Consider the following 23,261-nt stretch of genomic DNA (forward strand, 5'->3'; position numbering starts at 1 on the left):
TTCGTAACCCTACTCGGCGGCCGTCTGCGATGGCGCCTCTGCCGGCCCCGAAGGCTCGGCCTCGGCACGGGGCTTGCGCCGTGAAAACAGCGACCTGAGCGTGACGTAGAACACCGGCGTCAGGAACAGGCCGACGAATGTGACGCCGAGCATGCCGGAGAACACCGCGGTGCCGAGCGACTGGCGCATTTCCGCGCCCGGGCCTGTTGCGATCATCAGCGGCACGACGCCCAGGATGAACGAGAAGGCGGTCATCAGGATCGGCCGCAGCCTGAGCCGGCAGGCTTCGACGGCAGCCTCGGCGGCCGACAGGCCGCGTTCCTGCGCCTGCCGCGCGAATTCGACGATCAGGATCGCGTTCTTGGCGGCAAGCCCGATCAGCACGATGAGGCCGATCTGCACGAGGATGTTGTTGTCCAGCCCTCGCAAAGACACGCCGAGCAACGCCGCGAGCACGCCGAGCGGCACCACCAGCACAATGGCGAACGGCAGCACCCAGCTTTCATATTGCGCCGCCAGTGCCAGGAAGACGAACAGCACCGACAGTCCGAAGATATAGACAGCGGCATTGCCGGTGTTGCGCTCCTGGTAGGCGAGCTCGGTCCATTCATAGGAGGTACCGGCCGGCAGCGTCTTTGCCGTGATCCCTTCCATCAATGCCAGCGCGTCGCCCGTGGAAACGCCGGGCGCGGCGTTGCCCTGCAGCGGCACCGAGACGTACATGTTGTAGCGCTGGACCAGCGCCGGGCCGGTGACGTCGCGGATCTCGATCAACGTGCCGAGCGGAACCAGCGCGCCGGTCGCCGAGCGCACCTTCAGTTTCAAGATGTCGGCGCGATCGAGGCGGAACGCCTGGTCGGCCTGCGCCCGCACCTGGTAGACGCGCCCGAAAGCGTTGAAGTCGTTGACGTAGGCGGTGCCCAAATTGATCGACAGCGTCTCGAAGATGTTGGGGATAGGCACGTTCAGGATGCGCGCCTTGTCGCGATCGATCGCCAGGAAGAATTGCGGGCTCGACGCGGAGAAGGTGGTGAACACGCCCGTCAGCCCCGGCGTCTTGTTGGCCTTGCCGGCGATTTCGTAGGCAAGCGCCAGGATCTGCCGCATGTCGGCGCTGTTGCGTTCCTGGATCTGCAGCTTGAAGCCGCCGGCATTGCCGACGCCGCGGATCGGTGGCGGCGGCAGTGCGATAATGAAGGCCTCCTTGATGCTTTGCAGGCCGCCGAACAGATTGCCGATGACCTGGGTCGCCGACTGGCCTTCTTTCAGGCGCTCGTCAAACGGCTTGAACCTGGCGAAGATCACGCCCGCGTTGCTGGCGTTGGTGAAGGTCGCGCCGGAGAAGCCGGCGAAGGCGACCGCGTAGTCGACGCCTGGGGTTTTCTGGATGATCTGCGACGCCTGCTGGATGACCGCATCGGTCCTCGACAGCGAGGCGCCATCCGGCAGCTGGACGACGACGATCGCATAGCCCTGGTCGAGCGACGGAATGAAACCGCGCGGCACCGTCTGCACCATGTAGACCGTGGCGCAGATGAGGGCCACGAAAACGGTCAGCATGGCGGCGATCGCTATCCGCGAGCCGACCAGCACGCGCACGATGCTCGAATACCAATGGGCGAGCCGGTCGAAGCCTCGATTGAAGCCGTCGGCGAGCGACTGTCCGAACCGCGCCAGGAAAAAGCGCGGCGGCGTCGCAGCAGTGTGGTGCGGCTTGAACAGGAGTGCGGCCAGCGCCGGCGAAAGCGTCAGCGAATTGAATGCCGAGATCGCCGTCGACACCGCGATGGTGATCGCAAACTGCAGGTAGAACTGCCCGGAAATGCCGGGGATGAAGGCTGTCGGTACGAACACGGCGATCAGCACCAGCGAGATCGCGATGACCGCCGTGCCGACTTCGTCCATGGTCAGATGCGCCGCCGGATTGGGCGCCAGCCCTCTGGCAATATTGCGCTCGACGTTTTCGACCACGACGATGGCATCGTCGACGACGATGCCGATCGCCAGAACGAGGCCGAACAGCGTCAGCATGTTGAGCGAGAAGCCTGCGGCGTAAAGCACCGCCAGCGTGCCGATCAGCGACACGGGAATCGCCACGATCGGCACGATCGCCATGCGCCACGATTGCAGGAAGACGATGATGACGATGATGACCAGCACCATCGCCTCGAGGATCGTCTTGTAGACCTCCTGGATCGACTCGGCGACGAACTCGGTCGGATTGTAGACGATATCGTAGCTCAACCCCTTCGGGAAATCCTGGGAAAGCTCCTTCATCTTGTCCTGGATCTCCGCGGCTGCGGCGAGCGCATTGGTGCCCGGCCGCTGGAAGATGGCGAGCGCCACCGCCGGTTTGCCGTTGAGATAGGAGTTGGTGACGTAATCCTTGGCGCCGAGCTCGATGCGCGCCACGTCCTGCAGCTGGATCAGGCGGCCGTCGTCGGTCGATTTGACGATCACGTACCGGAAGTCGCGTGCGTCGTTGAAGCGGCCTTGCGTGGTGACCGTGTACTGGAACGCCGTGCCCATGTTGGTCGGCGGCGCGCCGATCGAGCCGCCCGACACCTGGACGTTCTGGTCGCGCAGCGCCTGCACCACATCGCCCGAGGTCATCCCCAGGGCGGACAGTTTTTCCGGATCGAGCCAGATGCGCAGCGAATATTCGCGTTCGCCGAAAATGATGAGGTCGCCGACGCCGTCCAACCTGAGCAGTATGTCGCGCACCCGCGAGCGGGCGTAGTTCGAGACGTAGAGCTGGTCGTAGGTATTGTCGGGCGACAACATGTGCACGACCATCATCAGGTCGGGCGAGCTCTTGATGGTGGTGATGCCGAGGCGACGGACTTCTTCGGGCAGGCGCGGCTCGGCGACCGACACGCGGTTCTGCACCAGCACCTGCGCCTGGTCGAGATCGGTGCCCAGCTTGAAGGTGATGGTCAGCGCCATCGCCCCGTCGCCCGACGAATAGGACGACATGTAGAGCATGCCCTCGACGCCGTTGATCTCCTGCTCGATCGGCGTTGCCACCGTCGCTGCGATCGTCTCGGCGTCGGCGCCCGGATACTGCGCGCGAACGACGATGGTCGGCGGCGCGATCTCGGGATATTGCGCGACCGGCAGCTGGGTATAGGCAATCCCGCCAAGGATCAGCAGGACGATCGAAACGACCGATGCGAAGATCGGACGGTCGACGAAGAAATGGGCGAACCTCATTGCGGCAACCCGGCGGTTTCGACCTTGGGCGGCAACGTCACCATCTCGACCTTCACCTTGGTGCCGGGCCTGGCGTGCATCAGCCCGTTGACGATGATCGTCTCGTCGCCGGTCAGGCCCGAGCGGATCACGCGGTAGCCGTCGAGAAGCGGGCCGGTGCGCACCGGCTTCGCCGACACCATCCCGGCCTCATCCACCAGGAAGACGATGCGGCGATCCTGATCGGCGCCGATCGCCTCGTCGGGCACCAGCACGCCGCTATGCGGCAGCGACCCTGGCACGTTGATGCGCCCGAACATGCCTGGCTGGAGAACGCCGTCGGCGTTGGGAAACGTTGCACGCACCCGCATGGTGCCGGTCGCGTTGTCGATCCGGTTCTCGGCAAAATCGAGCTTGCCTTTGAATACCGCCTCCGCGCGGTCGGCGACGCGAACCACCACCTCGAGCCCGCCGGCGCCTTCCTGCATCGAGCCGCCACGCTCCTTCGCGTCGCGGGCGTAGCTGAAATAGAGGCGCTCATCGACGTCGAAATAGAAGTCGATCGGATCGCGGGTAACGATGGTCGTCAGCAAGGTGGAATCCGGCTGCACGAGGTTGCCGACCGACACCAGCCGGCGGTCGATGCGGCCGGACAAGGGCGCCTTGATCTCGGTGAATTCCAGGTTCAGGCTGGCCGACGTCAGCGCAGCCGTTGCGCCCTGCATCTGCGCCTGTGCCGAAAGGTATTCCCGCCGGCGGTCGTCGACCGTCGCGGCCGAGATATTGCCGGTCTTGGCGAGTTCGTCGGCGCGATCCAGCTGCATCTTGGAGAATTCGAGCAGGGACTTGGCTACGTCCACTTGCGACTTGGCGGCATCATAAGCCGCCTGGTACGGACGCTGGTCGATGGTGAAGAGCAGGTCGCCCTTGTTGACCAGCGCGCCGTCCTGGAAGCTGACCTTGTCCAAATAGCCGCTGACGCGCGAACGGATGGCGACCTGGTCGACGGCTTCGAAGCGCCCGACGAACTCGTCGTCTTCGACGATTTCACGGACCACCGGCTTGGCCGCCGTCACCACGGGTAGCTGCTGGTCCTGCGCAAATGCGGTGCCGCTGAAAGCCATTCCGAGCAGGAATGCCGCCGGCACAGCGGCGCGGGCAAGCCAGCCGGCGGATCGACGGGGTTGCCCGCCCACGTCGCGATGCAATCGCCCATTGTCCATTTGCGTCCCCCCTCGCTGGACCCGGAGGTCGGTTGATCCGCTTCTACGCTTAAGGCTTCTCGTCGAGATCAGAGCACTGCAGTGTTGTGCGTGGCAACATGATCATTTTCCATGTGGGCAGAAATGTCCACCCTGTGGCTGCCCCGCCACCTGGCTAGTTCGTCCCAGAACCGGACCGTCCGCTTCCGCCCCATCTCAGTCGTTGTCGACGCAAACTGATTTGGACCGCGCCGGATCCAGCGGCTTACTCAATCAGTTGCGGCTGTTGAGATGCCGCACCCGGCGCAGCTGCGGAAACAGCACCGCCCATAGGCCAGCGACGGCAATCGCGCCGATGCCGCCGATCACCACGGCCGGCACGGTGCCGATCAACGCCGCCATGGTGCCGGCGCGGAATTCGCCGACTTCGTTGGAGGCGCCGACGAAGACCTGGTTGACGGCGTTGACGCGGCCGCGCACTTCGTCGGGCGTCCACAGCTGGATCAGCGTTTCCCTGATGTAGACGCTGAACATGTCGGTGGCGCCGAGGGCAGCAAGGGCTACGATCGACAGCCAGGTGATTGTGGAAACGCCGAACAGTACCGTGAAGGCGCCGAACCCTGCCACGAAGCCGAGCATGATCTTGCCGGCATTGTCGCGAAGCGGGTGCCCGGCGAGCCAGACCGCGACGCAGATGGCGCCGATGCCGGGCGCGGAGCGCAGCAGGCCGAGGCCCCAGGGACCGAGTTCGAGAATGTCGCGCGCATAGACCGGCAGCAGCGCCGAGGCGCCGGACAGAAGCACGGCGAAGAGGTCGAGCGAGATGGCGCCGAGCACGATCTTCTCGCTCCAGATGTAGCGGAAGCCGGCAAACAGCGTTTCCATCGTCGGCTTGTCGGTGGCGCTCTGCTGGGCGGGCTTGGGAATGGTGAAGATCAGCAGGCCGGCCACCACCATCAGCACGGCGGCAACGGCGTACGCGGCTTCGGCGGAGACTCCGTAGAGCAGGCCGCCGGCGACCGGACCGACAATGGTTGCCGTCTGCCAGGCGGATGAGTTCCAGGCAATCGCATTGCCGAAATCCTCCGGCGGCACCAGATTGGCGAACAGCGACGACGAGGCCGGTCCGTAAAAGGCGCGCGCCATGCCGAACAGAGCCAGCACGACGAAGATCGGCAGCGGACCGACGAGACCGCGCAGCGTGAAGTACAACAGAACGAGCGCACAGCCTGCCTCGGTCACCGTCGCCAGTGCCATGATCAGGCGGCGGCCGAAGCGGTCGGCGACGACGCCGGTGACCAGCACCAGCAGCAGCGACGGCATGAACTGGACGATGCCGACAATGCCGAGATCGAAGGGATCGCGCGTCAGATCGTAGATCTGCCAGCCGACGGCGACGGAGACGATCATGGTGGCGAAGGTGGTGAGGAAACGCGCCGCCCAATAGCTCAGGAAGGAGCGGTGGCGGAAGGCAGCGTAGCGCTGGTCCGGCGGCGTCTGGGAATGGGATGTCATGGATGTGGCCCCGTTGCGATGGCACTGGAGCGACGTGCGTCCACTTGGACGCACAAAATACGCTCCAGCACTTTAAATTTCGCATCGTGCTTTCCGAAAATCGAAACCGATTTTCGGGCCGATGCGATGCCGGCGGGGCACTTCCCAAATGGGCGCTGTTCCGGCCAATGAGACTTGATCAAAGTTCGGGGCGCGTATGCGTCAAAATCGGGTCTGGATCAAGGGTTTTCGCCCAGCCTGCCCCACCGCATGCGGACGTTACTGCCTCAGCGCGGCCGAGATGGCGTCGAGGCCGCCACGCAATTCCGCCTCCTTCGGCCAGCCAAAGCCAACGCGGAAAAAGCGCTTCGGCATGTCGAACCAGTGGCCCGGGCCGACATAGGTGCCGTGGCTTTCCAGCAAATTGACGTAGAAGCGGTCGAGGTCGAAGCCGGCGTCGACATTCAGCCTGGGAAAACCGACGACGCCGCCCTGCGGCCGCACCCAGTCGACCATCGGCTCGCGGTCGATCCAGGCCTGCACGATGTCGCGGCGCTTGGCCATTTCGGGCAGCAGTGCGGCCAGGAAGGCGTCGCGGCGCTCCAGCATGCCGCGCGCAATGCCTTCGTCGATGACGCTGCCGCAAATGCCGATCTGCTCCTTGGCCGCGAGGAAGCGTTCCTGCAGTTCGGCATCCCTGGTGATCAGCCAGCCGATGCGAATGCCTGGAATGCCAAAGGCTTTCGACAGCGACGAGACGCTGATCGCCTTGGCGCTGAGAGAGGCCGCCGCCGGCAGGCGCTGTCCGTAGGACAGGTCGCGATAGGTCTCGTCGACCAACAGGTGGCAGTTGCGGCTTTCGGCGAGCGCAATCAGCGCATCGAGATCGGCCCGGTGCATCATCGTCCCGGTCGGGTTGTGCGGACAGGTGACGCTGATCAGCTTCGTGTTCGGCTGCAGCTGCACCGCGACGCGGCCGACATCGACGGCAAAACCGTTGTCGAAGTCGAGGTCGACATAGGAGATGGCGCAGCCGATCGCCTTGGGGGTCTCGATGTTGGTGGCGTAATTCGGCCGGACCACGACGAGGTGGTCGCGCTCGGACAAGAGCGAGGTCGAGATGATGAACAGCGCGCCCGCCGCCCCGGCCGTCACCAGAACGTCGTCAGGCGATATGCCGGAATCCTGCGCCGCGATCAGCGCCCGCAATTCCTTGTCGCCGCGATGCTCGCCATAGAACAGCGTGAGGTCCGGCAGCGACAGGCCGATGTCGGAGAGTTTCTGGTCGGCGATCGAGCTTTCGGAGAGATTGAACCGGATACGGTCGTAGCCGTATTCCTCCGGCGCCTCTTTCTCGATCACCATTCTGGCGTAGTTCATGGCTGCTTCCCTTGGCTTGCGCTGATATCCAAGCCACAAAAGCATGAAGCCTGCCAAGGCTCATTCGCCGGCAGGCTTCTGTTCCAGTCGTCCAAACTGTTGGCTCAGCGCCGAGGCGCTGACGATCAGGCCGGAACCTTGGCCTTGCGACCCTTGGCCTTGGCCGGTGCGGCCGCTGCGGCCTTGCGGCCGAGGCCGATCGACTTGGCCAGTTCGGAGCGCGACGCGGCATAGTTGGGAGCAACCATCGGATAGTCGGCCGGCAGGCCCCATTTGGTGCGGTAGGCCTCGGGCGTCAGGTTGAAATGGACGCCGAGATGGCGCTTCAGCGATTTGAACTTCTTGCCGTCTTCGAGGCAGATGATGTAGTCCGCCGTCACCGACCGCTTGGGATTGACGGCTGGGACCTGCGGCGGCGCCACCGGAGCCGGCGGCTGGCTGAGCCCGCCGATCGACGCCGCAACGCTGGCGATGAGATCGCTCAGGCCGGCAACGGGCAAGCGGTTCTTCTCGACGTAAGCGGACACGATATGGGCGGTTAGTTCGAGCAGGTCGATGTCCTTGTCAGAGTCGTTGCTGTCGTTGGCCAATTTATCTCTCCGTCGCTAGGGGGGTGGCGGAAACTTCCAGAGCTGTCCCAGCGGAGCCGGAAATCCGCTCTAGTCATTTGTCTTGCTGCATTTGTACGGCTGCGCCAGATGATTCCATCCGGTGCAATCGCTCTAATCGCCAAATCTGCGTAACGCAATGACTTCGTGTCGCTTCACACGTCATTTTGAACAACTATACTGAATCTTAATACTATCGGACGATCAGCGCCCTATCGCGCCATAGTCGAAAGCCGCCCTCGAAAGCGCGCGTATTGTCGCCGAGCCTGGATTTGGCGGGCAATTCATCCAGTCGGTCGACGTTGCCGCCGCCGATGACGATATAGTCCGGCTGCAGGGCCGCACGCAGCCGCTCGACGACGTCGAAAACGTATTTGCGCCATTTCTTCCTGCCGTATTTCTCCAGGCCGCGCTCGCCGACATAGTCCTCGAAACTGCGGCCCTTGCGGTAGGGCAGATGCGCCAGTTCCATCGGCTGGCCGACATTGTCGAGGATCATCGCCGCGCCGAGGCCTGTGCCGAGGCCGAGAAACAGCATGCGTCCGCGATCGTAGCTGCCAATCGCCTGCAGCAGCGCATCGTTGACGACCTTGACCGGCTTGCCGAAGGCGGCTGCGAAGTCATAGCCGTCCCAGCCCTTGCCGAGATTGGCGGGATCGAGCGACGGCTTGTTGTTTCTGACAGGGCCGGGATAGCCCATCGAGATCACATCATAGGCCAGCCCCTCGGCAAGCGTCTTCACCGTGGCGACCATCTGCTGCGGCGTCAGGTCCGGTCCGGAATCGGCGCGGCGGGGCTCGCCGCCGGCGCTGGTGAGGATCTTAACATGCGAGCCGCCGACATCGATCGTCAGCACGATCGGTTCGGCCTTGGCCGTCGCGGGCCTGGCTGCCTTCGCCATGTCGTCTCCCCCGCTCACTTGGCCGGATTGATCCAGCCGTTCGGCGGCCCGAAATTGGCCATCGCCTCGGCCGGTCCCCAGGTCTTCGGCTCATAGATGTGCGGCGGCGTGGTGTCGCCTAGCACCGGGCCGACGATACGCCAGGCGAGCTCGCTGGCGTCCTGGCGGGTGAACAGCTGGCCATTGCCGTTCATGGCGTCGCCGATCAGCCGCTCATAGGGCGGCATGTCGCCCTTTGAATCGTCGAGCGCCGTGAGCTCGACCTGCTCGCCGACCATGTCGTCGCCGGGGGCCTTGCGCTGGGCGCCGATCGAGATCGCCACCTGCGGATCGATGCGGAAGCGGACGTAATTGGCGTCGCCGGGCTTAATCGGATCGAAGACATCGAGCGGCGGCCGCTTCAGCCGCACGATCACCTCGGTGACATGCACCGGCATGTTCTTGCCGGTGCGGATGAAGAACGGCACGTCCTGCCAGCGCCAGGTGTCGACCATGAAGCGCACCGCGGCAAAGGTCTCGACCGGCGAGTTCGGCTTCACGCCGGGCTCAGAGAGATAGCCTGTGAACTGCCCGCGCACGACGTCATCCTTGGTCAGCGTGCGGATGGCGCGCAACACCTGCACCTTCTCGTCGATGAGATCGTCAGCGGAGCGGCCGACCGGCGGCTCCATGGCAAGCAGCAAAAGGATGTTGAGCAGATGGTTCTCGATCACGTCGCGGATAGCGCCGACATCGTCATAGAATTTGCCGCGGCCCTCGATGCCGAAATCCTCGGCCATGGTGATCTGCACGCTTTCGACGAAGTTGCGGTTCCAGATCGGCTCGAGGAAGGCATTGGCGAAGCGGAAATAGAGCAGGTTCTGGATCGCTTCCTTGCCGAGATAGTGGTCGATGCGGAAGATCGACTGTTCGTCGAACACCAGATGCAGGACCCGGTTCAGCCAGCGCGCCGATTGCAGGTCGTGGCCGAACGGCTTTTCCACCATCAGCCGCGCGCCATGCGCGGTGCCCGATTGTTCCAGCCCCTGGACCACGGTTTCGAACATGGTCGGCGGCACCGCCATGTAGTGCAGCGGCCGCTGCGCCGAGCCGAGCGCGGTCTTCAGCTTTTCGAAGGTCGCGCCGTCGCGATAGTCGCCGCTGACGTAGCGCAGCAGATTGGCGAATTTGGCGAAGATCTTTTCGTCGATCTTGCCAACGGCGTTGACGATGCCGTCGCGGGCCCGCGCCTGCAATTGCTTGATGTCCCAGGCGTCGAAGGCGACACCGATCACTGGCTCGGTCAGCGTCCCCTTGGCGACCATCTGGTAGAGGGCGGGAAATATCTTCTTGTGGGCGAGGTCGCCGGTCGCCCCGAAGAGCACCAGCGTGTCGGACCGTTCTGGGCTCATTTTGCGCGTCTCCCCTGCCGCCGTCACTTGCCGGCCTTCGGCTTTTCGACATGGCCGCCGAAGGCATAGCGCATGGCCGACAGCAGCTTGTCGGAGAATTCGGATTCGCCTTGCGAAGAGAAACGGTCGAACAGCGCCGAGGACAGCACCGGCGCCGGCACGCCGGTGTCGATCGCCGCCTTCAAGGTCCAGCGGCCTTCACCCGAATCCGAGACGCGGCCGCCGAACTGGGCAAGCCCCGGGTCGCTTTTCAGCGCGCCGGCGGTCAAATCGAGCAGCCAGGAACCGATGACGCTGCCATGGCGCCAGACTTCGGCCACCTGCGGCAGGTCGATGTCGAACTGGTAGTATTGCGGGTTTTCCAACGGGCTGGTCTCGGCGTCGGCGGTGCGCTGCCTTTTGCCGGCATTGGCCGATTTCAGGATGTTCATGCCTTCGGCATAGGCAGCCATGACGCCATATTCGATGCCGTTGTGGATCATCTTGACGAAATGACCGGCGCCGCTCGGTCCGCAATGCAGATAGCCGAACGGTGCGGTTCCGCCCGCCTTGTCCGGCGTGGCGCCGGCATCGGCGCCGGGCGCCAGCGTGGCGAAGATCGGATCGAGATGTTTGACCGCCACGTCGGGACCGCCGATCATCAGGCAGTAGCCGCGCTCAAGGCCCCAGACGCCGCCGCTGGTGCCGACATCGACATAGTGCAGGCCCTTGGCCGCGAGCTCGGCGGCCTGGTCGACGGCGTCGTGATAGTAGGAATTGCCGCCGTCGATGATGATGTCGCCGGGTTCCATGAACGCCGCCACCTGGTCGGCGATCTTGCCGGTGATCGCCGCCGGCAGCATCAGCCAGGCGCTGCGCGGCTTGGACAGCTTGCCGACGAACTCCTCCATCGTGGCGGCGCCGATGGCGCCGTCGGCGACGAGGCCGGCAACGCTTGCCGGGTTGATGTCGTAGACGACGCATTCATGGCCGTCGCGCATGAGGCGACGCACCATGTTGGCGCCCATCCTGCCCAGTCCCATCATTCCGATCTGCATGGTCTTGTCCTAGTCGCTGGAGGAAAGGAAAACTATGTGCGAGCTGGTTCTTCAATGCCCACGGTGAAGTCGACATTCTCCCAACGGTCGCCGTCGGGCCAGAAAAAAGTGAAGACGATGATATTACCCGGCGGAATATCGGCCACGGCCAAGTCAGCCAGATGAACACCTAGAGCGTTTTCGGCTGTTTGGATTTCGTGGCTGGTCTGCCAATGGTCGCTACTCCAGCGGATCAGCGCCGGCTGCAGCAACTCCACGCGCAGCGTCTTGCCGGCATCCACGGTGCGCAGCCTGTTGTTGAAGCGCCATACCCTCAAGGTCGAACCGGTCTTGTCCCTGATGTAGCGCTTGACGCCTTGCGGCGGCATGTCGAACACGGCGCCGTCGCGCAGCGATCGCAACAGCTTGATATGCTCCGAATGCGCCCAGACCAATGGCATGGCGCTGCCCGAGGGCTTGCCAAGCCACAATTCGCGCTCCGGTATATCGGCACCGTCCCAGACCTGTTCCGGCAGCAGGCCGCCTTGCCCGGCGGAGGCCTCGAATGTGCTCAGCAGGCTTGCCGCTTTGTCCTTATGGCCGGCGGCCAGTTCGTAATGGGCGCGTTCGCCGGCGAGCAGAGGCCAGGGACGGCCCTGACCGGTGCCGTCGAAAGGCGCCCCGTCCGCATGCTCGCCATAGCCGTCACTGGTGTAGCGGTACCAGAGAGGTCCCTGCGGCAGGTCGCAGCGCAATTGTGCGTCGATGATCTTGACCGTGTCGACAATGCGCGGATCGTCCGCGGCTCTGAGGCCGAAGCGGACCAGCGCCAGCGCGTCCGGACTGACGATCGCCTCGGCGGGCTTGTCGGTATCGCCCGGCGGCCGGTTCTTGATCGGCACGAAACCGTCCTTCGGCGATGCGGCGCCGGCATCGTCGGCCGGCGCGATGCGGACATAGTAGCCGTCGACGCCGGCCTGCCGGCACTCCGGTGTACCGCTGACATAGGTCCAGCGCTCGATCTGATCGTTCCAGCAGTCGGCAATCTCGCGCAAATAGTTAGCCGGCGCCGGTCTTCCGGAAACGTCGAACAGATCGGCGGCACCGAGCAGTGCCGAAATCTCGACGGCAAGGGTGAACGGGCTGTATCCCGCGTCTTCCTCCCAGCGGTCCTGCCCGGTGACGGGGCCGTTGCGCACGACGTAGGACGCCGCTTTCTCGATCATCGGCATGAAGGCGGTGAGTTTGGCGCGCGGCAGGTGTCCGGCACGGTGCAGCGCATCGGCAAGCAGCAGCGGGAAGGCGCATTCGTCCATCTGGATGCCCGGCCAATAAAGAGATCCGTCGAGCCAGACATTCTGCGGCCAATGGCCGTCCGGCTGCTGGATGGAACGGAGATAGGTGAGGATCTGCAGCGCCTGTGCAGGGTCGCCGGCGGCGAGGAAGCCGTCGGCGGTTTCGACGAGATCGCGCGGCCAGACCAGATGATAGCCGCCGAGATCGTCGTCGCCCTTGCTCGCCCCCCACGGGATCGACAGGCTGGCAACGGCCGCACCGGGCCTGGCCAGCGAAAGGTGCGTCGCCAGCACCGCGGTGCTGACACGGTATGTGTTGAGGCCGGATGCATCATGGCGGTCGAGCGGCAGCAGGCCGGCCTGCCATTTCTGCCATTTCGCGACATAGGTCTTGGCGGCAGGTTCAAAACCGCGCCTCACGCTGGCGGCGGCGTTTTCGGCGGCTTCGTCTGATGTCGCGCCAAAACCGAGCGCCAGCAAGACCTTGCTATTGCCTGAGGAAAAGCCGATCTCGCCGGTCAGCGCGACATTGCCGTCTTCGGCTCTTTGGCAGGCCGGATCGAGCCGGCCGTCGCGGCTGAGCTGCTGCCAGCCGTCGGAAAAGCCGACATAGCCGGCGGAGCAGTCGCCCCAGGGCAGGGATGAGGCCAGCGCCAGGCAGGTGCCGCGCCCCGAGGCGAACAGCATACGCCTGCCCTTGTGCTCGCCGACCCAGGCGGTGTTGCCCATACCGGCATTGACCAGATGCGGCGCCAATAAGACGTAGACGCGGTAGTCGGCGGCCGCGCCTTCGAGCGGCGTGAAGCTGGTCTCCTGCAGCAGCGCCGGGCGCGCCGGATCGGCTAGAATGCGCTTCTCGATGCGGTAGCGGGCAGTGGTGTTGAGCAGCCGGTAGGCGGGCACGCCGTCCTCGAACGGCTCGATGGCATGCGCGGCGTCGCGCTTTTCCTCGGAGAACCAGCCGCCGGGGCCGGTGACCAGCAGCCCCATGTCGCGCGTGCAGGCGCTGTCGAGGCCGGGATAATAGATTTCATTGACGATGCCATGACTGAGCGTGAACCAGACCCGGCTCGCCGGCGAAAGCGCCGCGCCAACGCCGCTCTTGGCGCTCGACGTCCAGCGCGCCGGAATTCCGGGCGCGCCTTCAGCTAGGGTTGGCGTCGCTGCCATGCATGGTCTCCTGGACCCTTCCCTAGACCAGCACACGAAGGCTTTTCAATCATCGCACCTGAAGTTGATCGCCAAAGCGTGGCCGATCGCAGTTGACAAGCGCCTCCATCTGCAATTGTCTGACAATAGATAAAAAACAGGATGCGAACGCAACAATCATCAGCAGCAGTCGACAAATCTGACAACCATGGGAGGAATATCATATGAAGAAACTGCTCGTTCTGAGCGCTCTGGCGGCAATGCTTGCCTCGGGCACGGCGCTTGCCGACACCAGCGGCAAGAAGATCGCCTTCTCCAACAATTACGCCGGCAATTCGTGGCGCCAGGCGATGCTCGACAGCTACGGCATCGTCACCAAGAAGGCGGTCGATGACAAGGTCGTCGGCGCCGCCGACATCTTCACCACCGCCGACAAGGAGGTGCCGACCCAGGCCGCGCAGGTGCAGAACCTGATCCTGCAAGGCTATGACGCCATCGTCATCAACGCCGCCTCGCCGGATGCGCTGAACGGCGCCATCAAGCAGGCCTGCGATGCCGGCATCGTCGTCGTCTCCTTCGACGGCACCGTGACCGAGCCTTGCGCCTACCGCGTCGTCGTCGACTTCAAGGACATGGGCAAGCAGGAAGTCGAGCAGATGGCCAAGTTCCAGCCCAAGGGCGGCAATTTGCTGGAAATCCGCGGCTTGGCCGGCACCTCGATCGACGATGCCATTCATGCCGGCATCCTCGAAGGCGTTGCCGCCCATCCCGAGTTCAAGATCGTCGGCTCGGTGACCGGCGACTGGGACCAGACGACGGCGCAGAAGGCGGTCGCGACCATCCTGCCGTCGCTGCCCGACATCGTCGGCATCGTCGACCAGGGCGGTGACGGCTATGGCGCAGCACAAGCCTTCGCCGCCGCCGGCAAGCCGCGCCCGACCATCATCATGGGCAACCGCCAGGACGAGCTGAAATGGTGGAAGGAGCAGAAGGACAAGGACGGCTACCAGACCTGGTCGGCGTCGATCGCGCCGGGCGTATCGTCGCTCGCCTTCTGGGTGGCGCAGCAGGTGCTTGATGGCCGCACCGACATCCCGCACGACCTTTTGGTGCCTTATCTCGCCTTCACCCAGGACGATTTCGAGGCAGCGCTGCCGAAGATCAAGGAAGGCGGCGTCGCCACGCACGAATACACACAGGAAGACGCCCTCGCGGCGATCAAAGCCAATATCAAGTGATGCTTTGCATTCATTGCCAGTGGCATGATCGACCGGATATCGTTGGGCATGCCTGAGGCCAATACGGACATCATCAGACTGAACGGCGCCGAAAAACATTTCGGCGCCGTTCGGGCGCTTAACGGCGTCGACTTCCATGTTGTATCAGGCGAATGCGTCGGGCTGGTCGGCCATAACGGCGCCGGCAAGTCGACGCTGATGCATATGGTGGCCGGCACGCTGCGGCCCGATGGCGGTGAGATCGCGGTGCGCGGCAATGCGGAAATCGACTACTCGGTGGCGCGCGCGCTAAAGCTCGGCATACGCTGCGTGTTCCAGGAACTGTCGCTCTGCCCGAACCTCAGCATCGCCGAGAACACGCGCATCAGTCATCCAGCGCTGACCGGCCTCGGCTGGCGGCGCAAAGCCGCTAACCTTATCGCCGCCAAGCTCGACGAAATTTTCCCGGATCACGGCATCTCGGCTGACGACATTGCCGGTGACCTCTCCATCGGCCGGCGGCAGATGGTCGAGGTGGCGCGCGCCTTCACGGTAACGGGCGATCCGCTCGACCTTGTCATTCTCGACGAGCCGACCTCTTCGCTCGACGCTCACACGGCCGGCCAACTGCTAGCCTTCGTGCGCCGTTTCGTCGCCGGCGGTGGCAGCTGCATCCTGATCTCGCATGTGCTGGGCGAAGTGTTGCAAAATGCCGACCGCATCGTGGTGATGCGCGACGGCAAGGTGGTCGCCACGGACGCGGCGAAGGCCTTCGACCGCGACCGGCTGGTGGCGACCATGGGCGGCGCCGAGGCGCGCGAGAAGATCGCGGCGGAGATTGCAGCCGCCAGGCCCGCCGCCGGCCCACTTAGGGTAAGGGCACGGCCAGAGCGGCAGCAGGACGGCAAGGAGCTCGTCGCACATGCCGGTGAGATCATCGGCCTCGCCGGCCTTGCCGGCCACGGCCAGACCGACCTGTTGCTGGCGATCTTCAAGGCCGCCCAGCGCGCCAGGACCGGCATAGAGGTGACCGCGCCGGTGGCGCTGGTGGCCGGTGATCGCCAGTCGGACGGCATCTTTCCGCAATGGTCGATCGCGGAAAATATCGGCATCCGTTCGCTGGCGCGGTTGCGAAAAGGGCTGCTGATCTCGCCGCGGCGCGAGGCCGAGCTTGCCGAGTTCTGGAAGCAGAAGATCGGCATCCGCACACCCGATATGACCAACAACATTTTTTCGCTGTCGGGCGGCAACCAGCAGAAGGCGCTGTTTGCCCGCGCGCTCGGCTCGGATGCCGAGATCGTGCTGATGGACGACCCGATGCGCGGCGTCGACATCGGCACCAAGCTCGAGGTCTACGACCTCGTGCGCGAGGAAGCGGCCAAGGGCAGGACCTTCCTCTGGTACACAACCGAGACCGAAGAGCTCGACAATTGCGACCACATCCATGTATTCAAGAACGGCCGCATCGTCGCCAATCTCACACGCGACGAGCTGACGGAGGAAAAGATCATCCAGTCCTCATTCGGCGATGCGGCCTGAGATGACGGCAATCGCTCCCGGCACGACCCCAAGTTCCTCGCCGCGCAGCAGTGCTGCCCGTGCCCGCCTGCTGCGCAGCCTGTTGCCGGCGTTGTCGCTGGCACTGGTGCTGCTCGCCATCGCCTGGCTCAACCCGCGCGCCATCAGCTATTTCGGCTTCAGCCTGATGCTGAACCTGGCGATCCCGATCGCGCTGGCGACGATCGCGCAGATGTTCGTCATCGCCGGCAATGAGCTCGATCTGTCGATCGGCACCTTTGTCGGCTTCGTCGGCTGCGTCACCGCCACATGGCTGAAGGATGCACCGCTGCTTGGCGTGGTTGTCCTCTTAGGCTCTATCGGTGTCTATGCGCTGCTCGGTGCGCTGATCCATCTGCGCAACCTGCCGTCAATCGTGGTGACGCTGGGCATGAGCTTCGTCTGGCAGGGGCTGGCCATCCTGGTGTTGCCGAAACCTGGCGGCAAGGCGCCGGACTGGCTACTCGGATTGATGGCGTTCAAGCCGCCTTTCATTCCATTTCCGATCATCGCCGCGCTGGTGATCGCGGCGGTCGTGCATTTCGGGCTGATGCGTACCTCTTACGGCGTGATCCTGCGGGGATCCGGCGGCAATCCGGCGGCGCTCAGGCGCGCCGGCTGGTCGCTGCTTCGCACCAAGATCGTGCTGTTTGCGCTGACCGGCCTGTTCGGCGTGCTGTCCGGCATGGCGCTGATCGGCATCACCACTTCGGCCGACGCCAATATCGGCAATGGCTACACGCTGCTGGCGATCGCTGGCGTCATCCTCGGCGGCGGCGAATTCGTCGGCGGCCGGGTGTCGCCGATCGGGGCCGTGCTCGGCGCGCTGACATTGGCGCTGGCCGCGTCGCCGCTACTCACCTTCATGCACATCCCGCCGGATTGGCAGGTCGCCGCCAACGGCGCCATCCTGATCATCGTGCTGGCGGCCCGCGTCCTGATCAGCCGCAGGGAGAGGTAACGATGGCCCTGTTGCGCACGCTTGTCGCCAAACCCTGGATCTGGTCCTTCCTCGGCGCGTTGCTGGTCTGGCTGGCAACGATCTCGTTCACCGGCGGCTACGGCGGCGGCGGCATGGTCACGGCGGCACTGTCGTTGGCGGTGTTCACCGTCATCGTCGGCGTCGGCCAGATGTTCGTCATCACGCTCGGGCCCGGCAATGTCGACCTGTCGCTGCCGGCCAATATCGGGCTCGCCAGCGCCGTCGCCATGAAGGTGATGGGCGGCAGCGATTCCATGATCGTGGTCGGTCTGCTGGCAGCGCTCGCCTGTGGTGCTGCCATCGGCGCCGTCAACTATCTGCTGATCTGGGCGCTGCGCATTCCGCCGATCATCGCCACGCTGTCGGCCAGCTTCATCATCCAGTCGATTGACATCAGCTACGGCCGCGGCCTGCAGATCAAGCCGCCGCCGGGCTTTGCCGATTTCGCTAACTGGCAAATCCTGGGCATTCCGGTGCTGGCGATCCTCACCGTGCTGTTCACCATTGCTGCTGCCATCGCGCTGCAGCGCATGATCTATGGCCGCTCGGTGCTGGCGATCGGCCAGAATATCCGCGCCGCGTGGCTTGCCGGCGTCAATGTCGGCCGCACCCGCTTCCTCACCTACACGCTGTCGGGCGCGCTTGGCGGCATCGATGGCGCATTGCTTGCCGGCTATTTCCGCGGCGCCAATGTCGACATCGGCAATGAGTACCTGCTGGCCTCGATTGCCGTCGTCGTCATCGGCGGCACCTCGGTCGCCGGCGGCAAGGCCAATGTTCCCGGCGTCTGGGGCGCGGCGTTGTTCCTGGTGCTGCTGTTGACCATGCTCAACACATTCGGCGTCAGCGCCGGCGTTCGCCTGTTGCTGACCGGGCTGATCATCGTCGGCGTCATCACCGTGGCCGGTGGCGAGAAGGCCCTGCGCTGAGCGGCAGCGCGTTCGCCAAATTTGACCATGTGGACAAAAGTCCGCACCCGTTCCATAGTTCCGCGTCTGATTTCAGAACAGCCGGCTCGACACGGCTGTCAAACAGAGGGGCACTAGATGGAAAACCGGAAAAACAAATCGCAATCGACCGGCCTGTCGCGGCGCGACGTGCTGGAACTCGGCGCGCTTGGCCTGGCTGCGGCCATGCTGCCGAATGCTGCCTTCGCCAAGGACAAGAAGCTCAAGGTGGCGGCGATCTTCGCCACGCCGATCGAGGAGCCGTGGGACAACCAGATCCACGTCGCTCTGCAGAAGGCCGAGAAGGAACTCGGCATCGAATACAAATGGTCGGAAAAGGTGCAGACCGCCGATTTCAGCCGCGTCATGCGCGAATATGCACAAGGCGGCTACCAGCTGGTGCTGGGCGACGCCTTCGCCGCCGAGCGTGAATCGCGCCGCACCGCAAAACAGTTCCCGAAGACCGCCTGGCTGTTCGGCTCCGGCGCCGGACCGGCTGAACCCAATTTCGGCGTCTTCGACAACTGGATCCACGAGCCCGCCTATCTCTCCGGCATGATCGCCGGCAAGATGTCGAAATCGGGCACGATCGGCGCCGTAGCGGCGATGGGCATTCCGGAAGTGAACCGGCTGGTCAACGCCTTCTTCGCCGGCGCCAAGGAGGTCAATCCGAACATCAAGAAGAAGGTCGCCTTCATCGGCTCCTTCTTCGATCCGCCCAAGGCCAAGGAAGCGGCCGTCGCCCAGATCGACGCCGGCGTCGATGTCATCTATGCCGAGCGCTTCGGCGTCATCGAAGCTGCGGTGGACAAGAAGATCCTCGCCATCTCCAACATGTCCGACCAGTCGAGCCTTGGCCCCGATACGGTCATCACCGGCCCGGTCTGGGACATGTACCCGACGGTCGAGCAGGCGATCAAACTGGTCAAGGCCGGCGTCTTCACAGCGCAGGACTATGGCGATTTCTCGCGCATGGCCAAGGGCGGTTCGTTCCTGGCGCCCTACCACAAGTTCGACAAGACGCTGCCGGCCGAGGTCAAGGAACTGGTCGAGAAGAAGAAGGCCGAGATCCTGGAAGGCAATTTCCGCGTCGATGTCGATGAGAACACGCCGGTTTCGGATTAGGCTTGCTTTGAGGGTTGGTGCTTATCGCACCCCCCTCTGCCCTGCCGGGCATCTCCCCCTCAAGGGGGGAGATTGGCAGCTTCGCTGGCGGCGATATCGTAGCGGTTGGAGATTGGCGAAAGCCGACGTGACATCCAATCTCCCCCCTTGAGGGGGAGATGGCCGGCAGGCCAGAGGGGGGTGTGACGGGCACGCCTCACAGTTCAGGAGCCCCCCTTGTCCGCCCCTCTCATCGAAATGCGCGGCATCACCAAGAGCTTCGGCGCCGTCAAGGCGAACGAGGGTGTCGATCTCAGCGTCGCGCCGGGTGAAATCCTGGGCCTGCTGGGCGAGAACGGTGCCGGCAAGACGACGCTGATGAATGTGCTGTTCGGCGCCTATGCGCCGGATGCCGGCGAAATCCTGGTCCAGGGCAAGCCGGTGTGGATCACCAGTTCGGCCGATGCGCTGGCCGCCGGCATCGGCATGGTGCATCAGCATTTTCACCTGGCGCCGCGGCTGACAGTGCTGGAGAACCTGCTTATCGGCATTCCCGGCAAATCGGGCCGCATCGACCGCGGCGGCGGACTTGCCCGGTTGTCCGACATCAGCCGCCAGCATGGCCTGACGCTCGACCCCAACCTGCCGGTCTCGGCGCTGTCGGTCGGCGAGCAACAGCGGCTGGAGATCGTCAAGGCGCTGTTTCGTGGCGCGAGGCTGTTGATCCTCGATGAGCCGACCGCAGTTCTGGCGCCGAGCGAGGTCGACGGATTGTTTTCGGCGCTGCGCTCGATGGCCGCACAAGGCCTCGGCATCATCTTCATCTCGCACAAGTTGAACGAGGTTCGGGCGCTCACGCATCGCTGCACCGTGCTGCGGCACGGCCGCGTTGCCGGCCGCGTCGACCATCCGGCCAACACGACGTCAGCGGCAATGGCGCAGCTGATGTGCGGCCATGAGATCGTGCCGCCGGCAAGAGGGCCGTCGACGCCGGGTGTGGCGGTGCTGACGCTCGACGGCATTTCCACTTCACGGCATTCGGGCACGCCGCTGCGCTACGTATCGCTATCGGTGCGGGCCGGCGAAATCCTCGGCATTGCCGGCGTCTCCGGTAATGGCCAGAAAGCGCTGGCCGAGGTGATCTCCGGCACGCGCGTGCCCGACGCCGGGCGGATGACCATAGCCGGCAAAGCAGTGATGCGGTTCTCGCCGCGCGAGGTTCAGGCGCTCGGGCTCGGCCGTATCCCGGAGGACCGCATGACAACCGGGCTGGTGACCAATTTGCCGCTCGCCGATTCCATGGTGCTGCCGCGCATCGGCACGGCGGCGTTCAGCCGCAAGGGCCTGCTCAAGCCGGATGCGATCCGCGCTTTCGCCGAAGAGCAGATCAAGGCCTATGATATCAGGTGCCCCGGGCCGATGACCCGCGCCGGCGCGCTGTCCGGCGGCAATCTGCAGAAGGCGCTGCTGGCGCGCGAGCTTGCTTTCGATCCGAAGGTGTTGATCGTGTCGCAGCCGACGCGCGGCCTCGACATCGGTGCTGCCCGCTTCATCCACGAAAAATTCCTCGACATGCGCGCCAAGGGCTGCGGCATCATCGTCATAGGCGAGGACCTCGAGGAATTGCTTGTGCTCTGCGACCGCATCGCGGTGATGTATGAGGGCCGCATCGCCGGCACGCTGGACAGCACTGACGCCACAATCGCGCGGCTTGGGCTGTTGATGACCGGGGCGGAGGGCCATAGCTGATGTTCCGCCTGGAAGCCCGCACCTCGACCCCTGCCTGGTTCAACCTGGCGCTGCCGCTTTTGGCCATCGGTGCAACGCTTGTGCTGTGCAGCGGCCTCATCGCGCTGGCCGGCGCCGGTGTGTTCGAAGCCTATGGCGTGATGCTGTCGGCCTCGTTCGGCGACAGTTACGCCATCACCGAAACGCTGGTGCGCGCCGCCCCGATGATCTTCACCGGGCTGGCGGTCGCCGTCGCCTTCAGGGCGAAGTTCTGGAACATCGGCGCCGAAGGCCAATTGCTGGCCGGCGCGGTCGCCAGCTGCTTTGTCGGCGCCATTCCGATGCCGGGCGCGCTCGCCATGCTGTTGATGGCGCTGGCGGGTGCAGCGGCCGGTGCGGCTGTGGCGCTGGTGCCGGCGACGCTCAGGGTCAAATTCAAGGTGGATGACGTCGTCAGCTCGTTGCTGCTCAATTCGGTCATCTACTACGCGCTGATGGCGCTGATCGAGGGGCCGTGGAAGGACTCCTTCAGCGGTTATCCGATCTCCCCGCCGATCGAGGATTCGGCGAATTTTCCGGTGCTGCTCGAAGGCACGAGGCTGCATCTCGGCGTCGTCGCGGCGCTGATCGCGGCGCCCTTGGTCTGGTTCCTGATCGTGCGCACCACACTCGGCTTCCGCATCCGGGTCACCGGCGAAAGCCCGGAAGCCGCACGCTATGGCGGTATCCATGTCGAACGCGTCCTGATTTCGACGGCGCTGCTGTCGGGCGCGCTGGCCGGGCTTGCCGGCGTCGGCGAAGTCGGCGGCGTGCATTTCCAGGTGATGAGCGATATCTCGCCGGGCTATGGCTATTCCGGCATCGTCGTCGCCATGCTGGCCAGGCTCAATCCACTCGGCGTCGTGCCGGCGGCGATCTTCCTGGCCGCGGTGATGACCGGCGCCGAGGCGATGTCGCGGGCCACCGGCGTGCCGGCCTTCCTCAGCGATGTCATCCAGGGCACAGCGCTGCTGGCCATGCTCGTGGCGCTGCTGTTCACCGCCTATCGCATCCGCCGTGTCGGAGCTGCATCATGAGCGCAGTGTTCGAACAGATCTTCCAGGTCGGCTTCCTCGCTGCCATCATCCGCATCGCCACGCCGCTCGCCTTTGCCACGCTCGGCGAAATGTTCTCCGAGCGGGCGGGCGTGCTCAATCTCGGCATCGAAGGCATCATGCTGCTCTCGGCGATGACCGGCTTCACCGCCGCCAGCCTGAGCGGCAGCCTGTGGCTCGGCATATTGGCGGCGGTGCTGACCGGCATGCTGATGGGCGCGCTGCATGCGCTGTTCACGGTGGCGCTCGGCCTCAGCCAGCATGTCTGCGGAATCGGTGTCACGCTGTTCTCGTCGGGCCTCGCCTATTTCCTCTACCGGCTGATCTTCGGCCAGCAATCGGTGCCGCCCAGCATCAAGGGTTTTCAGACGCTGCCGATCCCGTTGCTGTCCGACATTCCGGTGCTGGGACCAGCGGTGTTCAACCAGTTTGCGCTGGTCTACATGGCGATCATCGCCATCCCGCTTGCCGCCTTCGTGCTCTACCGCACGCCCTGGGGCCTGTCGGTGCGCATGGTGGGCGAAAACCCGCGCGCCGCTGATTCCGCTGGCGTCAGCGTCATTGCCACGCGCTTCCAGGCGGTCATTCTCGGGGGCGCGCTGATGGGGCTCGCCGGTGCATTCCTCACCATGGCGCAGTTCAACGCCTTCACCTTCGGCGTCGTGTCCGGACGCGGCTGGGTGGCGATCGCTCTGGTCGTGTTTGGCCGCTGGGACCCGTGGCGCTCGGCCGGCGCGGCGCTGCTGTTTGCCTTCGTCGATGCCTTGCAGCTGCGCATGCAGGCAAGCGGGCTCGGGCACATCCCCTACGAGGCGTTCCTGATGCTGCCGTTCATCTTCACCATCGTGGCGATGGCCGTGATGTCGCGCAACGCGGTGGCGCCGTCAGCGCTCCTGAAGCCGTTTCGACGAGAAGAGCGCTGACGAGTAGTGTCCTTTCCTCTCCCTCCGGAGGGGGAGAGGTGGCGCTGCGAAGCAGCGACGGAGTGGGGGAACCACCTGGCA

At 64.5% G+C, this 23,261-nt stretch carries 17 protein-coding genes; 8 read left to right on the top strand and 9 right to left on the bottom strand.

What is annotated here, in order from left to right; genetic code table 11:
- Positions 1–9 precede the first annotated feature (9 nt).
- The 9 genes from H0241_RS27660 to H0241_RS27700 all read right to left on the bottom strand — a co-directional run bounded on the left by H0241_RS27660 (position 10) and on the right by H0241_RS27700 (position 13,649).
- Positions 10–3,213: an efflux RND transporter permease subunit gene (locus H0241_RS27660; RefSeq protein WP_181060948.1), complete on the bottom strand. Its 3,204-nt coding sequence runs from the start codon at positions 3,211–3,213 to the stop codon at positions 10–12.
- The gene (locus H0241_RS27665) at positions 3,210–4,316 is read right to left on the bottom strand and encodes an efflux RND transporter periplasmic adaptor subunit (protein ID WP_235984520.1); all 1,107 of its coding nucleotides are present in this window, start codon (positions 4,314–4,316) and stop codon (positions 3,210–3,212) included. The genes H0241_RS27660 and H0241_RS27665 overlap by 4 nt, the downstream gene beginning before the upstream one ends.
- A 351-nt stretch (positions 4,317–4,667) precedes the next feature.
- Positions 4,668–5,909 (bottom strand): MFS transporter, encoded by a 1,242-nt coding sequence (locus H0241_RS27670; RefSeq protein WP_181060950.1) that lies wholly within the window; start codon positions 5,907–5,909, stop codon positions 4,668–4,670.
- A 258-nt stretch (positions 5,910–6,167) separates the two neighbouring features.
- Positions 6,168–7,268: an aminotransferase class I/II-fold pyridoxal phosphate-dependent enzyme gene (locus tag H0241_RS27675; RefSeq protein WP_181060951.1), complete on the bottom strand. Its 1,101-nt coding sequence runs from the start codon at positions 7,266–7,268 to the stop codon at positions 6,168–6,170.
- Positions 7,269–7,393: 125 nt separating this feature from the next.
- Positions 7,394–7,858, bottom strand: coding sequence for a MucR family transcriptional regulator (locus H0241_RS27680; RefSeq protein ID WP_181060952.1), 465 nt, complete (start codon positions 7,856–7,858; stop codon positions 7,394–7,396).
- 211 nt (positions 7,859–8,069) lie between these two features.
- Complete coding sequence (locus H0241_RS27685; RefSeq protein WP_181060953.1) at positions 8,070–8,777, bottom strand: ROK family protein; 708 nt, start codon at positions 8,775–8,777, stop codon at positions 8,070–8,072.
- 14 nt (positions 8,778–8,791) lie between these two features.
- The gene (gene zwf / locus H0241_RS27690; RefSeq protein ID WP_181060954.1) at positions 8,792–10,168 is read right to left on the bottom strand and encodes a glucose-6-phosphate dehydrogenase; all 1,377 of its coding nucleotides are present in this window, start codon (positions 10,166–10,168) and stop codon (positions 8,792–8,794) included.
- 23 nt (positions 10,169–10,191) lie between these two features.
- Positions 10,192–11,205 (bottom strand): phosphogluconate dehydrogenase (NAD(+)-dependent, decarboxylating), encoded by a 1,014-nt coding sequence (gnd, locus tag H0241_RS27695; RefSeq protein WP_181060955.1) that lies wholly within the window; start codon positions 11,203–11,205, stop codon positions 10,192–10,194.
- Positions 11,206–11,237: 32 nt separating this feature from the next.
- The gene (locus tag H0241_RS27700) at positions 11,238–13,649 is read right to left on the bottom strand and encodes a glucan 1,4-alpha-glucosidase (RefSeq protein WP_181060956.1); all 2,412 of its coding nucleotides are present in this window, start codon (positions 13,647–13,649) and stop codon (positions 11,238–11,240) included.
- Positions 13,650–13,852: 203 nt separating this feature from the next.
- Here H0241_RS27700 and H0241_RS27705 point away from each other — a divergent pair, with 203 nt between their 5' ends.
- The 8 genes from H0241_RS27705 (at position 13,853) to H0241_RS27740 (ending at position 23,180) form a co-directional block, all read left to right on the top strand.
- A complete protein-coding gene (locus H0241_RS27705) occupies positions 13,853–14,866 on the top strand; it encodes an ABC transporter substrate-binding protein (RefSeq protein WP_181060957.1) in 1,014 nt (337 codons plus the stop codon).
- Between the two features lie 48 nt (positions 14,867–14,914).
- On the top strand, positions 14,915–16,384 hold the full coding sequence (locus tag H0241_RS27710; protein ID WP_181060958.1) for a sugar ABC transporter ATP-binding protein: 1,470 nt from the start codon (positions 14,915–14,917) through the stop codon (positions 16,382–16,384).
- Between the two features lies 1 nt (position 16,385).
- Positions 16,386–17,363, top strand: a complete 978-nt coding sequence (locus tag H0241_RS27715; RefSeq protein ID WP_181060959.1) for an ABC transporter permease — start codon at positions 16,386–16,388, stop codon at positions 17,361–17,363.
- Between the two features lie 2 nt (positions 17,364–17,365).
- Positions 17,366–18,313 carry an ABC transporter permease gene (locus H0241_RS27720; RefSeq protein WP_181060960.1) on the top strand — a complete coding sequence of 316 codons (948 nt, stop codon included), beginning with the start codon at positions 17,366–17,368 and terminating at the stop codon, positions 18,311–18,313.
- A 117-nt stretch (positions 18,314–18,430) separates the two neighbouring features.
- The gene (locus H0241_RS27725) at positions 18,431–19,456 is read left to right on the top strand and encodes a BMP family protein (protein WP_181060961.1); all 1,026 of its coding nucleotides are present in this window, start codon (positions 18,431–18,433) and stop codon (positions 19,454–19,456) included.
- A 216-nt stretch (positions 19,457–19,672) separates the two neighbouring features.
- Positions 19,673–21,184: an ABC transporter ATP-binding protein gene (locus tag H0241_RS27730; protein ID WP_181060962.1), complete on the top strand. Its 1,512-nt coding sequence runs from the start codon at positions 19,673–19,675 to the stop codon at positions 21,182–21,184.
- Entirely contained in the window at positions 21,184–22,239 is a 1,056-nt protein-coding gene (locus H0241_RS27735) for an ABC transporter permease (RefSeq protein WP_181060963.1), read from the top strand. Before H0241_RS27730 ends, H0241_RS27735 begins: the two co-directional genes overlap by 1 nt.
- Positions 22,236–23,180 (top strand): ABC transporter permease, encoded by a 945-nt coding sequence (locus H0241_RS27740; protein WP_181060964.1) that lies wholly within the window; start codon positions 22,236–22,238, stop codon positions 23,178–23,180. The genes H0241_RS27735 and H0241_RS27740 overlap by 4 nt, the downstream gene beginning before the upstream one ends.
- Positions 23,181–23,261 lie beyond the last annotated feature (81 nt).

Origin of the sequence: Mesorhizobium neociceri (genome assembly GCF_013520985.1) — a bacterium.
GTDB lineage: Bacteria > Pseudomonadota > Alphaproteobacteria > Rhizobiales > Rhizobiaceae > Mesorhizobium > Mesorhizobium neociceri.